This is a genomic window from Nocardioides sp. NPDC051685, from assembly GCF_044453405.1.
GTDB lineage: Bacteria > Actinomycetota > Actinomycetes > Propionibacteriales > Nocardioidaceae > Nocardioides.
In genome coordinates this window covers 114228-126788 of the sequence record NZ_JBITCR010000003.1, presented here as the reverse complement: position 1 = coordinate 126788, position 12561 = coordinate 114228, and the positions used below count along the sequence as shown (strand labels likewise).

The window sequence follows — 12561 nt, the reverse complement described above, 5'->3', positions numbered from 1 at the left end:
CCCCGGTCAGGGGCAGCGCGCGAAGAGGCGCCGCGACCCGGTCCCGTACGCCATGGGATCGGTGAACGCACAACCGTAGTCGGGTGCGGCGACGGCGGCTCGATCGAGCACGTCGTCGCCGGCCGGGCGGTCGCCGTGCTCGACCCAGTCGACCAGATCGCCCCAGGCGGTCGAGGCCTCGGCGGGGCTGAACTCGCAGTGTCCGGCCGACCGGATCGCCCGCTGGACGACCAGACCGTCGCGGTGGTGGCGGTCCACCTCGCGCCGATAGATCTGCTCCATCGAGAACGGCACGAACATGTCGCCGAGGTTGTGCAGGCTCACCACCGGGGCGCTCGGGCGGCCGGAGATCCGCGACGGCGCGTCGAGCCGGTGGCTGTAGCGCCCGGCGGGGTCCGTGGGGTCGATCCGCTCGATCTCGGCGTCGAGATCGACCGGCGAGCTCGGGGTGTAGGCGGTGTCCCGGTTGGTCGCGACCCGGCCGATGTTGAAGGCCAGCGTGCCGCCGTCGTCGACCGACGGCAGCGTGAACAGGAAGTCCTTCCACTGCCCGAAGGCCGCCTCGGCGCCCGGACGGGGTCCACCGCTGCGCTCGATCGTCATCGCCCGCAGCTGCTGGCCCTCCGGCGTCAGCGTGCCGTTCAGCCCCAGCTGCTCCTTGATGACCGGGACGTCGACGCTCTGGTAGTCCGCGTCGTAGGGGTAGGCGTCGTGTCCCGCGAGCGCCTGGGCGCCGAGGTTGTAGTCGACGAAGAAGTCGAAGAGCTCCACGTCGCCGAGCTGTCCGCACATCGGCATCGCGCCGTCGTAGAAGCCCGGATACTGCTCCAGCGAGCGCCCGATCACGTGCCCGCCCATCGACACCCCCGTCACGTAGGTGCGGGTCGCCGCGTGGGGCAGCAACGTCGAGGCGTACGTCGCCAGGTCCCGTGTCGAGCGCACCCCAGCCCCCACGTCGTAACCGTTGGTCGAGTAGCTCGACGCCGCCCAGGCGTAGCCCTGCTCGAGGAACGTACGCCGCAGCCCGAACCCCGGGGTCTCGGGCGTCAGCGTGTAGCCGAGCCCGCGGTAGCCGTGGGCCCACATCACCAGCTCGCCGTTCCAGTCCGCCGGCACCTCGAGGATGTACGCAGCATGCTCGTGCACGCCCTGGCGCACCGTGGTCGTCCGCCCGTCGACCGCGATCGGCGCCACCGGCGGGTTGCTGATCGTGTAGCCCGGCAGCGGCTGGTCACCGGGTGGCTCGGGGTCAGCGATCGCCGGGCCGGTCGAGGCGACCAGGCCGGAGGCGGTCAGGAGGAGGGCGAGGAGAGCGACTGACGCACGGGGCATGGTCCGAGCGTAGGGCTCGCTGTGACTGACGTCACAAGAACACTGCACGAGGTGTCTCGTGCGGTGCGCACAAACGACTCAGCGGCCGACTGCTTTCCGGATCGCGCCGAACGCCGCCTGGCCGACACCCTTGACCCCGGCGGCGATGAACGTCGTCCAGTCGAAGTAGTCGCGCCAGAGCACGATCTTGCCGTCGCGCACCTCGAAGGTGCCGCAGACCCAGAACTCGGCGGAGACCGAGCCGCGACTGAGCACGTCGATGCGCTCGGTGAGCACCACCGGGCCGTTGGCCGCGATGTTGATCATCCGGACCTCGAAGCCGGTGGCGTACTTCCCCATGACCCGCAGCTGGCGCCCGACCTCGGACAGGCCGCGGGCCGGCGGGAGGGGCACGTTCTGGTAGGTGACGTCGTCCGCGCACAGCAGCATCGCCGCGTCGACGTTGCCGGTCTCGAGGGCGGCCAGGAACTGCTCGACGATCTGGATCTCGGTCATGTCGCCACGTTATCGCTGTTCAGGGCCTCAGGTTTGCGCCACGGACAACGCGGGGCTCAAGACCACACAGTCCTGGCGATGCAGGGTGGGGTCGTCGAGCAGCTCCTCGACGGCGATGCGCTCGCCGGGCACGCGTCGCAGCGCGATCGAGTCCTTCTCCTTCACGAACACGTCGCGGGTCCGGGCCAGCTCGGCGAGGTAACCGCGGTCCATGTGCTCGATCTCGAGCATCAGCGCCCAACGCTCCGTACCGTCGAGCGACGCGGCCGCCCCGTCGACGACCTCCCGCTCGAAGCCCTCGACGTCCACCTTCACGCAGAACGACCGCCCCGAGCCGCCGAGCACCTCGTCGAGCGTGGTGACCTCGACGTCGCGAAGCTGCCACCGAGCCGACCCGTCATGGCGCTCGTCGTAGAGCGAGGACGTCCCCGACCAGGTCCGGTCGACCGCGAACCGCGCCTGTCCGGGCGTGTCCGCCACCGCCTGCGAGCGAAGATCGATCGCGATCCCGCGGGCGTCGAGGGTCTTGCGCAGGACCTTGTGCAGCGACGTGTTCGGCTCGAACCCGATCAGCTCCGCACCCTCCGGGATCTCCACCCCGACGAGCATCTCGCCGTAGTTCACGCCGATGTCGATCACCGTCCGCCAAGGATGCAGCCCGAGCGCCACCCGCCACAGCTCCAGCGAGCCGGGGATGATCCGCCCCTTGTTGGCGATCAGACCGAGCGCCCGCGGATCAGTCGGCTTCACATAGATCCGATGGCCGTCTTCGGTCGTCGCGTACGCCATCTCGAGCACCTTCGCGTTGGAGTCTTTCGGCCCAGCCGCCATTGGCTGTCGCCGAACCCTAAGGTGCCCACCGAAACGGCAGCCGAACCCTGGGCAACGCGGACCGCACCACGAGCGAGAGGTACGTTCCCGACCGCCCCGTCGACCATCAGGCCTGGAAGATCGCCTGCACGACGGTCACCAGTCCAACCACAGCGAAGTAGGCCGTCAGAAGGATCCCGACCGCGCTGAGGAAGAGCTGAGTCTGCCGAGTCATGTGACCGACACTACGCCGCCGGCCGGCGGTCCAGCCACCGCTCGCTCGGGTCAGGAGACCTGCTCGACCAGGTTCGCGGCGTACTCCTCGATGCTGTTGCCGTCCTGGAACTGCTCTCCGTCGAGCAGGATGGTCGGAGTCCCGTGGACGCCGTCAGCGGCGGCCGCCTTGGTGGCAGCGTCGGCCCAGGCCTTGCCGTCGAGGTTCTCGATGCGGTCCTTGACCGCCGATTCCTCGGCACCGGCCTCGACCGCGAGGTCGACGAGATCGGCAGCCTTCGGGAACGGGCCGGACTCACTGGGCTGGTTCTCGTAGAGCAGGTCGTGGAACTTCTTGGCGGCTTCGGCGCCGGCCTCCTCCTGGACGACCGCGAAGGCCGAGGTGGCGAGCATCGAGTAGGGGCCGGCCCGGTCGAGGAGCACGAACGGACGGTAGTCGACCTGCACCTTGCCGTCGGCGGCCAGGTCGGCGAGGTCCTTGCGGGAGGCGGCCTCGAAGTCACCGCAGTAGGGGCACAGGAAGTCCTCGTAGATGACGACCTTGTGGGGCGCGTCGTCGGGACCGATGACCAGGCCGTGCTCGCTGTTGCCGGCCTCGGGCGCGGCGATCTCGCTGTCCTCGGAGCGGTTCAGGCTGAACCAGACGAGACCGCCGACGATCACCGCGATGACGGCGACGACCGCAACGACCGTGAGGATCGACTTGCGGGCCTGCTTCTTGCGCAGAGCCTCCAGCTCCGCGGCGGCCTTGGCAGCGCGGGCCTCACGCTTCTCCTTGCGCGAGTGGCTGCTGGCTGAATCCGTGCTCATGGGGCCAACATAGGTCGATCTCCTGAGCGCAGCCTGAAACCACGCCATGGGAACCGTTATCACATCGTCGCCTAACCCTCCGTAAAGCCGTTGACCAGCGGCGTTAGGGTGCTCCAGTGGCTTCACTGAACGAACGTCTGGTCTGGATCGACTGCGAGATGACCGGGCTGTCCCTCGAGAACGACGCGCTCATCGAGGTGGCGGCCCTCGTCACCGACTTCGATCTCAACGTGCTCGGCGACGGGGTCGACATCATCATCAAACCCCCGGCCGAGGCGCTGGAGCAGATGGACGACTTCGTGCGCGACATGCACACCAAGTCCGGCCTGCTGGTCGAGCTCGAGAACGGTGTGACGATGCGCGAGGCGGAGGAGCAGGTCCTGGCGTACGTCTGGGAGCACTGCGCCAAGGACTCCCGGCCGCCCCTGGGCGGCAACACGGTGGCGACCGACCGTAACTTCCTGGCTCGGGACATGCCCGAGCTGGAGGGCTTCCTGCACTACCGCAACGTCGACGTCTCCTCGATCAAGGAGCTGTCGCGCCGCTGGTTCCCGCGGACCTACTTCTCGGCTCCCCCCAAGCGCGGCAACCACCGCGCGCTGGCCGACATCCAGGAGTCGATCGAGGAGCTTCGCTACTACCGTGAAGCGGTCTTCGTCCCGATGCCGGGGCCGGACTCCGACACCGCCAAGGAGATCGCCGCCCGCCACGGCGCCTCGATCACCGGCCTGGGCGATCCGGCCGAGGCCGCCGATTCCACAGATCCGGCCTGATTCCCCTATGCTTTCTGACGGCTCGGACATGCGCTGTCCGAGTCGATGGTGGGCGTAGCTCAGCTGGTAGAGCATCGCGTTGTGGTCGCGAGGGTCGCGGGTTCAAGCCCCGTCGCTCACCCCATGAAAACGGCCCGTCCGAGAGGACGGGCCGTTTGTCATTTCCAGATATTCTCTTGGACTCGAGGAAGTATCTGACTAAAGTCAGATACATGACAGTGGACACCTCGGTGATGCGCAAGTTCAACATGAGCTACGTCCGTCGCGTGGGAGCGCTCGAGGAGTCGTTCCTCGGCAGCGGCCTTCCCTACGGCACCGCCCGCATCCTCTACGAGATCGGCCTCGGCGCAGGCACGGTGCAGGACCTGCGGAGCCGCCTCGGCGGTCTCGACTCCGGCTACGTCAGCCGGATGCTGCGGACCCTGGAGAGCAAGGGGTACGTCACGATGGACCGCGACCCCTCCGACGGCCGGCGCCGGCTGGTGGTGCTGACCGAGGACGGCGTCAAGCAGTGGGAGGACCTCGAGCGCCGGTCGGAGGAGCGCGCCCATCTCCTGCTCGACCCGCTGACGCAGCGGCAGCGCGACCGTCTCAACGAGGCCCTGGCGACGGCCGACCTGCTGGTGCGGGCCGCCACGATCACGATCGAGCGGGTCGACCCGCGCGACCCGATGGCGCAGGAGGCGATGGGCCACTACTTCGCCGAGATCGGCGACCGCTTCGGGTTCACCGTCGGCGACGAGGGCTTCGGCGACGACCCCTCCCTGCGGGCGCCGCGCGGCGCCTTCTTCGTGGCCGCCAGCGACGGCGCCCCGGTCGCCTCCGGCGGGGTGCGCGAGTTCGACGGCACCGGCGAGATCAAGCGGATGTGGGTCGACCCCGCCTGGCGCGGCGCCGGCCTCGGCTCACGCCTGCTGCGCCACCTCGAGGCCGAGGCGCTGCGACTGGGTCACCGGGTCGTACGCCTCGACACCCGCGACGTCCTCACCGAGGCGATCGGGATGTACGAGCGGGCCGGTTACGAGCGCATCGACCGCTACAACGACAACCCCCACGCCACCCACTTCTTCCGCAAGGAGCTGGCCTAGGGCGTGTCTCCTAAAGACACGGCGGCCGCGAGCGGCGTTTCGGGCCGATCTGGCAAGGCGGCGCTGCGAAGGCATCCTGGAGGCTGTCGAGCGGCGCCAACACAGCCAGATCGGATGCGAAACGTCGCGTAGCGGGCGTGGATTTGGGAGACGCGCCCTAGACGTACGTCTCCAACCGGTCGAGCGGCGGCTGGGCGCTGGGGTGTGCGACGGCGGCCGCGCCGACCGCGCAGGCCGTACGCAGCGCCTGCTCGTCCGGCGCACCCGAGAGGATCGCGAGGGTGAGCGCCGCGGAGAAGGCATCGCCGGCGCCGACGGTGTTCACCACCTCCGAAACCGAGGCGGCGGGCACCTTCGCCACCTCGGCGCCGTCCACGAACATCGCCGCACCCGAGGCGCCGTAGGTCACCGCGACCCGCCTGGCCGCACGCAGCTCGGGGATCGCGGCGTACTCGGTCTCGTTGACGATGAAGAGATCGACCCGCTCGACCAGGTCGGCCGGGAGCGGCTGCGCCGGGGCGGCGTTGAGCACGACGAAGCCCGGCGCCCGGGCGGCCACGGCCCGGACCACGTCCAGGGAGAGCTCGAGCTGCATCAGCACAGCCTCGTGCGCCCCGACCGAGATCCCTTCGGAGCCCACCGACGCATTGGCGCCGGCGCAGACCACGATCTGGTTCTCCCCCGCCTCGTCGACGGCGATCAGGGCCGTACCGGTCGGCGCGTCGACCGTCGTGATGTCTCCGACATCGACGCCGGCGTCCCGAATCGTCTCGACCGCCCAGTCACCGTCCGAGTCGGAGCCGACGGCGCCGACCATCCGCACCCGCGCCCCCAGCCGGCTCGCGGCGACCGCCTGGTTGGCGCCCTTCCCGCCGACGTCACGGCGCAGCCGCCCGCCGCCGACGGTCTCCCCCGCACCGGGCAGCCGCTCGACGAGCGCCGTCAGGTCGACGTTGATGCTCCCGACGACGACCAGGTCCTGTGGCGAGCGCACCGGCATCAGGGACGCAGCAGCCCGATGCAGGAGTAGGGCAGGTCGGAGACGCGCTCCAGCGGCACGCCGCGCGCCTCGGCGAGCTTCTTGACCTGAGCCAGGTCGGCGTCGCGGGCAGGGTTGACGAGGATCTGCGCCGGCTCGCCGTGCAGCAGCAGCCGGACGGTGTCGTTGACACCGGCCGCGACCAGGCTGACGTCACCGTCGCCGAACCTGTCGGCGACGTCCTCGACCGCGTCCCAGCCCACCCAGGTGGGCGTGTGGTCACCGCCGAGGTGAGCCGCGAGGTCGAGCATCACCTTGGTGCGTACGATCGGGAACCGGGCCGCGACCGTGTCGACGAACCTCTTGGACATGTCGGAGGCCGCCCGTTCGGCGTGGAACACGGCGCCGTGGAAGTCGTTGGGGCCGACCCGGTCATCGTCGAGGACGGGGCGGGAGACGAGGCCCGAGACCGTCGAGTCGAGGCACGCCGACGGGATCAGGTAGTCCTCCCGGGTGCCGTAGATCGACACGCTCCGGCCCGGGTCGGCGAGAGCCGCCAGCTCCGGCGAGAACGGCGAGGGCAGGTGGGCGTCGAGCATGGAGTTGGCCTTCTCGACGGACGCCGCCAGCTCGCGGGTGACCGCGCCCGTGCCGGTCCACCCGTCGATGAACATCACCCGGGCGGGGTCGTGGTGGGCCGCCAGATAGGCGAGCGCGGTCTGGTCGATGCCACGCCCGTGGACCAGCGAGATCGCATAGTGGGGCAGGTCGAGCCCGTGCACCCGCTGTGCCCAGCGCCGCATCAGCACCCCGATCGGGGTGCCGGCCGGAGCCAGGGAGACGAGCACCGCGTCCTGGCCGCGCCGGGCCAGCACGTGCTCGGTGACCAGGCCGACGGCGTACGCCACCCGCTGGGCCGACGCGCTCAGCGCCTCGTCGAAGAGGTCGGCGGGTTCCTCCGGACGCGCCTCGGCTGCCGCCTCGGCGTCCTCCGGGGTGAGGTCCGTGAGCAGCCAGGCGACGTCGTCCCGCTCGTAGGAGCCGAAGGCCGGGCCGTACACCGGGGCGGGCAGCTGCCGGGCCGGCTGGTCGTGGCGCGGCTCGGGGGCGAACGCGGGGATGGTGACGACCACGACCCGCGGCGCGATCCGGGCCAGCTGGTCGACCAGGCCGCCCTCCTGATGCAGCGCGGGGGTGTCGGCCGGCTCGTCGACCACCAGCACGATCGCCTCGAAGGCGCCCTCGCGCAGGTTGTAGGCGAAGCGCGGTCCGTCGCCGTCGGCGGGCGCGTCGTGGGACGGGAAGGTGATCGCGGTGCGGATCGCGTAGCCCGGGTCGTCGACGTCGAGCACCGGCGAACGCGTGGTCGTCGAGTAGGTGATCTCATGGCGCCGACCCTCGGCCGCGCGCCGGTCGGCCAGCGCGGAGGCGATCCGCAAGGGTGCGTACATCAGCTCCTCGGTGCCCAGGATGTGCACCGGGCCGTCGGGGATGCGGCCGGCCACGGCCGCGGCGGTCACCGTGACGGCCGACTCGTAGGAGCTGGAGGCGCTGGGTGTGAAGCCGTGGCGCCCACCCTCGGGTACGGCCCGCGGCCAGGTCGCGACGACCTGGACGACCTCGCCGCGCGGGCGCCGGCTCGGCTCGACCCCGGCCAGCTGACGGAGGTTCTCGACGGTGTCGATGAGCCGGTTGCCGTTGTCGGCGAGGTCCTCGGGCAGCTCGATCTCGCCGCTCGCGAGGGAGACGACGTCCAACGTGGCGCGCAACCGCTTGATCGAGCGCTCCATCCGGCCGCGGTCGGCCTCCGAGCGCAGGTCGACGAGAGCGGCCACGACGTAGTGCTTGTGCGGGAACTTCTTGTGCAGCGCCCGGATGGTGTTGACGACGGTCTTGCCGGTGATGACCTCGTCGTCGACGAGCACCAGGGTCTCGGCGCGGGCCAGGAAGGCCGGGTCGGCGGGGAGCAGCCGGTGGGCGGTCGCGTGCGAGTGCTCCTCGTAGAAGTCGGCCACGGACTCGATGCCGTCGACGACCCGGCGGGTGGAGTGCAGGTAGGGCGCCCCGAGCGCGTCGGCGACCAGATGGCCCAGCGCGGTCGCGGTCTCGGCATAGCCGAGCACCACCGCGTCGCCGGTGACCGCGGCACGGGCCTTGGCACCCAGGCGCAGCCCGGCGTCGGTCACCAGCCGCGGATCGGTCGGGACGTGCTTGCCGAGGACGGAGGAGACGAGGAGCTGTGCGCGGCGGGGGTTGCGTCGAACCGCCAGACCGACCAGATCGGTGATCATCATCCCGCTCGGCGCGTCGGTCGTCCGCAGACGCACGCCCAGACGCTCGGCCACCCAGTTTCCCGACCAGCCGCTCGCTTCGTCTCTCACAGGTGACATTCTCCCCCAATGCTCCTCGTCTGACTCAACCGCAGAGAGGCCGCCCTGTCCACTGCAGATCTCGTCCGGACGGCCTCTACGCCCGGCCCGCCGCTCAGAATGAGAACATGTTCTTGTCGTACGTGACGAAGAGCACTAGGTTCCGCACATGTCACCTCGCTCGGGAAGCTTCGCCATCGTTGCCGCCGCGGCGGCTGTGCTCGCGTTCGGGACCTCGCTGCTGAGCCCGGTCGGGCCGGCCGGCGCCGACCCGGCGGAGGAGACGCCCCGGCTGTCCCGCGAGGGTCGCTGGCTGGTCGACCAGCACGGCCGGATCGTGCTGGTCCACGGGCAGAACCTGGTCTGGAAGCACGACCCGTACGTCCCGCCCGACTCGGCCGAGGGCTTCACCGCCGCCGACGCCGAATGGCTGGCCGAGCACGGGTTCAACGGTGCCCGGATCGGCACCCTGTGGGCGGGCGTGACCCCGGACTCCCTGGGGAAGGTCGACGAGGACTACCTCGACGACTGGCAGCGGGTGATCGACCTGCTCGCCGACGAGGGCATCTGGATGCAGTACGACTTCCACCAGGACATGTGGCACGAGACCTACGGCGGCGAGGGCGTGCCCGACTGGGCGGCGAAGCGGCCCTCGCCCTACAACCTGCACCCGCCGATCAAGCTGTCCTTCCCGGCGACGTACATCACCCCCGAGCTGGCCACCGTCTACGACAACTTCTGGGCCAACAAGGACGGCGTCCAGGACGGTTGGGCGGCGGCCTGGGGCGCCGTCGCGCAGCGGTGGGGCGACCAGCCGTACTCGATGGGCTACGACCTCATCAACGAGCCGTGGGCGGGCCGGGAGTGGCTGACCTGCCCGATCACCGGATGCGCGAGCTCCTACCGGGACGAGTTCCAGCCGGCGTACGAGAGGGCGACGGCGGCGATCCGGGAGTCCGATCCCGACGGGATCGTCTGGTACGAGTCGCAACTGCTCGCCAACCAGGTCCCGAACTCGAGCTTCGGGCCGGCGAACGACGACCAGGTCGGCTACTCCTGGCACGCCTACTGTCCCTACGGCTATCTCGACTCCCAGGGCATCCCGATCGGGGTCAGCGGGTGCAAGGACTATGACGAGACCCACAACCTCGAGGCGCTCGAGCAGGCCGAGACGATGGGCGCGACCAACCTGATGTCGGAGTTCGGCGCGACCGACAACACCGAGCTGCTGGCCATCGACACCGCCTCGGCCGACGACCACTTCACCTCCTGGATGCACTGGGCCTACAAGCACTGGGACGACCCGACCACCGCCGACGGCGCGCAGGGCATGTTCGCCGACGACGCCGATCTCTCGACGGTGAAGCCCGAGAAGCTGCGTACGTTGGTCCGCACCTACCCGCAGGCCACGGCCGGCACGCCCGTCGATCTCTCCTTCGACCCCGCCACCGGCGCGTTCCGCTACACCTATCGGCCGGCGCCGGAGATCGACGAGCCGACCGAGATCTTCGTCAGCCCGATCCACTATCCCGACGGGGCCGACATCGCCGTCGAGGGCGGCCGGGTCGTAGGCGAGGCCGAGCACAACCGGATCCTGGTCGAGGCGAGCGGAACGGAACCGGTGACGGTCACGATTGACTAAGGTGGCCGTGTCCCCCTCGCCGGTCCAGCCATCGGAGGAACAGTTGTCCGTCTCGCTCGCCAAGGGACAGTCGGTCTCGCTCACCACAGGCGACGGCAGCAGCATGACGCACGTGCGGATCGCGCTCGGCTGGGACGCGGTCAGACAGGGACTCTTCGGCGGCTTCCGCGGCGCCGACGTCGACCTGGACGCCTCCGCGATCCTCTACGACGCGGCGGGCAGACACATCGACCAGGCCTGGTTCCGGCAGCTGAGGTCGAGGGACGGCGCCGTCGCCCACACCGGCGACAACCGCACCGGAACGGGTGAGGGCGATGACGAGTCGATCATCGTCCACCTCGACCGGGTGCCTCCGGAGGTCGCGCAGATCGTGTTCACGATCAACTCCTTCACCGGGCAGAGCTTCGCCCAGATCCAGAACGCGTTCTGCCGCCTCGTCGACGAGAACACGCGCGCCGAGATCGCCCGCTTCGACCTGAGCGAGTCGGGCCCGCACACCGCCGAGATCATGGCCAAGGTCAGCCGCTCCGAGAGCGGTTGGACGATGACCGCGCTGGGTGAGATCGGCAACGGGCGTACGTTCCAGGACCTGCTGCCCGCGATCGCGCCGACGCTCTGATCTCGGCTTCTGGCTAGCGCTTGAGCTTCTTGATCTCGTCCTTGGCGGCCTGCTGGGCGATCGCCTCCGCCTGGGCCTCCTCACCGAAGACACCCTCGACCTTGGCCTTCTCGACCTTCTTGAACTGACGCAGCATGCTCCACGCGATCACCGCCACGGCGACGCAGAGCGCGATGAAGATGCCGAAGGCGGTCCAGCCCGCGACCACGTCCTCGTCCTTCGGCGGATCGGGCTGAGGAGCGGGCTGGGAGGTGTGGAACGACTGCGTCGTCGCAAGGGTCGTCATCGGAAGGCCGGACATGGGGACATTGTCTCACCTTCGCCTGAGAACGGCGCTGCCTGGGCTCAGGCTGTGACGACCTTGCCGAAGCTGATCTCGCGACCGACCGCGGCCTTGCCCTCGTCGTCGGCGGTGGACACGTCGAGCCCGGCGAACAGGTCGGTCTCCGCGCGCTTCTCGGCCTCGGGCACCGGCACGTAGGAGGTCACCAGCTCGTAGTCCTCGGTCGGCCAGGCCTCCTTCTCGATCTCCCGAGGCACCGCGAACCAGGGGCCGTCGGGGTCGATCTGGGTGGCATGCGCGAGCAGCGCCTGGTCACGTACGCCGAAGTATTCGGCACACTCCACCTTCGTGGTGACCCGCTCGTCCCAGCCCGGGTCCGGCTTCCACTCCTCGAGGCGCTCCTCGTAGGGCGAGCTGAGCCCGTGGCTCTTCATCGCCTCGTGCAGGGCGATCGTGCGCGGGTAGTTGAAGGTGTGGCTGTAGTAGAGCTTCAGCGGCTGCCACGGCTCACCGGCATCGGGGAACCGGTCGGGGTCGCCGGCCGCCCGGAACGCCTCCACCGAGACCCGGTGGCACATGATGTGGTCCGGGTGCGGGTAGCCCCCGTTCTCGTCGTACGTCGTGACCACATGCGGCCGGAAGGTGCGGATGATCTCGACGAGCCGGCGCGTGCTCACCTCGAGCGGCATCCGGCCGAAGCAGCCCTCCGGGAGCAGCGACCAGTCCTTGGCCGCGGTGTCCTTGACCGCCATGAACTCCTCGACCCAGCCGGAGTCGACGAAACCGAGCCAGTCCTGCTTGATGCCGAGGATGTCGCGGGCACGATGCATCTCCTCGCGGCGGATCTCGTGGATGTTCTCCAGGATCCCCGGGCGCTCCATCTTCGGGTTGAGGATGTCGCCCCGCTCGCCACCGGTGCACGTCGCGACATGGACGTCGACGCCCTCGGCGACATACTTCGCGGTGATGCCCGCGCCCTTGCTCGACTCGTCGTCGGGGTGCGCGTGCACGTGCATCAGGCGGAACGCCTGCTGGAGCTGCTCTGGCATGGGTTCAATCCTAACCACGCCTCGTCTCACAGTTCGGTTACCCGCTCCCACTCTGCGGACATCGGCGGTGGTAGGCCC

At 69.8% G+C, this 12561-nt stretch carries 12 protein-coding genes and 1 tRNA gene; 5 read left to right on the top strand and 8 right to left on the bottom strand.

From position 1 onward, the window contains the following. Window positions 1–6: 6 nt before the first annotated feature. The 4 genes from ACIA03_RS10620 to ACIA03_RS10605 all read right to left on the bottom strand — a co-directional run bounded on the left by ACIA03_RS10620 (window position 7) and on the right by ACIA03_RS10605 (window position 3681). Window positions 7–1332, bottom strand: a complete 1326-nt coding sequence (locus ACIA03_RS10620; RefSeq protein ID WP_396982037.1) for a hypothetical protein — start codon at window positions 1330–1332, stop codon at window positions 7–9. A gap of 78 nt (window positions 1333–1410) precedes the next feature. Further along, complete coding sequence (locus tag ACIA03_RS10615; protein ID WP_396982035.1) at window positions 1411–1827, bottom strand: limonene-1,2-epoxide hydrolase family protein; 417 nt, start codon at window positions 1825–1827, stop codon at window positions 1411–1413. 27 nt (window positions 1828–1854) lie between these two features. After that, window positions 1855–2616, bottom strand: coding sequence for an FkbM family methyltransferase (locus ACIA03_RS10610; RefSeq protein WP_396982033.1), 762 nt, complete (start codon window positions 2614–2616; stop codon window positions 1855–1857). Between the two features lie 306 nt (window positions 2617–2922). Next, window positions 2923–3681 carry a DsbA family protein gene (locus ACIA03_RS10605; protein ID WP_396982031.1) on the bottom strand — a complete coding sequence of 253 codons (759 nt, stop codon included), beginning with the start codon at window positions 3679–3681 and terminating at the stop codon, window positions 2923–2925. A gap of 125 nt (window positions 3682–3806) precedes the next feature. Between ACIA03_RS10605 and orn the strand changes: the two genes are divergently transcribed. The 3 genes from orn (at window position 3807) to ACIA03_RS10590 (ending at window position 5542) form a co-directional block, all read left to right on the top strand. Beyond that, window positions 3807–4454 (top strand): oligoribonuclease, encoded by a 648-nt coding sequence (orn, locus tag ACIA03_RS10600; RefSeq protein WP_396982893.1) that lies wholly within the window; start codon window positions 3807–3809, stop codon window positions 4452–4454. Between the two features lie 48 nt (window positions 4455–4502). After that, window positions 4503–4578: transfer RNA gene (locus ACIA03_RS10595), tRNA-His, on the top strand. 88 nt (window positions 4579–4666) lie between these two features. Further along, window positions 4667–5542 (top strand): GNAT family N-acetyltransferase, encoded by an 876-nt coding sequence (locus ACIA03_RS10590; RefSeq protein ID WP_396982029.1) that lies wholly within the window; start codon window positions 4667–4669, stop codon window positions 5540–5542. A 157-nt stretch (window positions 5543–5699) separates the two neighbouring features. Here the strand turns inward: ACIA03_RS10590 and ACIA03_RS10585 are convergent, their stop codons facing one another. Both ACIA03_RS10585 and ACIA03_RS10580 read right to left on the bottom strand, forming a co-directional pair. Further along, window positions 5700–6536, bottom strand: a complete 837-nt coding sequence (locus ACIA03_RS10585; protein WP_396982027.1) for a ribokinase — start codon at window positions 6534–6536, stop codon at window positions 5700–5702. A gap of 5 nt (window positions 6537–6541) precedes the next feature. Beyond that, entirely contained in the window at window positions 6542–8911 is a 2370-nt protein-coding gene (locus ACIA03_RS10580; RefSeq protein ID WP_396982025.1) for a phosphoribosyltransferase domain-containing protein, read from the bottom strand. 148 nt (window positions 8912–9059) lie between these two features. Between ACIA03_RS10580 and ACIA03_RS10575 the strand changes: the two genes are divergently transcribed. Continuing rightward, a complete protein-coding gene (locus ACIA03_RS10575; protein WP_396982023.1) occupies window positions 9060–10532 on the top strand; it encodes a cellulase family glycosylhydrolase in 1473 nt (490 codons plus the stop codon). Window positions 10533–10575: 43 nt separating this feature from the next. After that, complete coding sequence (locus ACIA03_RS10570; RefSeq protein WP_396982021.1) at window positions 10576–11151, top strand: TerD family protein; 576 nt, start codon at window positions 10576–10578, stop codon at window positions 11149–11151. A 13-nt stretch (window positions 11152–11164) separates the two neighbouring features. Here ACIA03_RS10570 and ACIA03_RS10565 read toward each other — a convergent pair whose 3' ends face one another. Together ACIA03_RS10565 and mca are read right to left on the bottom strand one after the other, a co-directional pair. Then, window positions 11165–11452, bottom strand: a complete 288-nt coding sequence (locus tag ACIA03_RS10565; protein WP_045548424.1) for a hypothetical protein — start codon at window positions 11450–11452, stop codon at window positions 11165–11167. A gap of 44 nt (window positions 11453–11496) precedes the next feature. Then, window positions 11497–12483, bottom strand: coding sequence for a mycothiol conjugate amidase Mca (mca, locus tag ACIA03_RS10560; protein ID WP_396982019.1), 987 nt, complete (start codon window positions 12481–12483; stop codon window positions 11497–11499). Window positions 12484–12561 lie beyond the last annotated feature (78 nt).

Bases quoted from the DNA above. Each gene is read 5' to 3' on its own strand.
- ACIA03_RS10610 (WP_396982033.1), bottom strand. From the start codon at position 2,616: ATGGCGTACGCGACGACCGAAGACGGCCATCGGATCTATGTGAAGCCG.
- ACIA03_RS10605 (WP_396982031.1), bottom strand. From the start codon at position 3,681: ATGAGCACGGATTCAGCCAGCAGCCACTCGCGCAAGGAGAAGCGTGAG.
- ACIA03_RS10565 (WP_045548424.1), bottom strand. From the start codon at position 11,452: ATGTCCGGCCTTCCGATGACGACCCTTGCGACGACGCAGTCGTTCCAC.
- ACIA03_RS10590 (WP_396982029.1), top strand. From the start codon at position 4,667: ATGACAGTGGACACCTCGGTGATGCGCAAGTTCAACATGAGCTACGTC.
- ACIA03_RS10575 (WP_396982023.1), top strand. From the start codon at position 9,060: ATGTCACCTCGCTCGGGAAGCTTCGCCATCGTTGCCGCCGCGGCGGCT.
- mca (WP_396982019.1), bottom strand. From the start codon at position 12,483: ATGCCAGAGCAGCTCCAGCAGGCGTTCCGCCTGATGCACGTGCACGCG.
- ACIA03_RS10620 (WP_396982037.1), bottom strand. From the start codon at position 1,332: ATGCCCCGTGCGTCAGTCGCTCTCCTCGCCCTCCTCCTGACCGCCTCC.
- ACIA03_RS10580 (WP_396982025.1), bottom strand. From the start codon at position 8,911: ATGTCACCTGTGAGAGACGAAGCGAGCGGCTGGTCGGGAAACTGGGTG.
- ACIA03_RS10615 (WP_396982035.1), bottom strand. From the start codon at position 1,827: ATGACCGAGATCCAGATCGTCGAGCAGTTCCTGGCCGCCCTCGAGACC.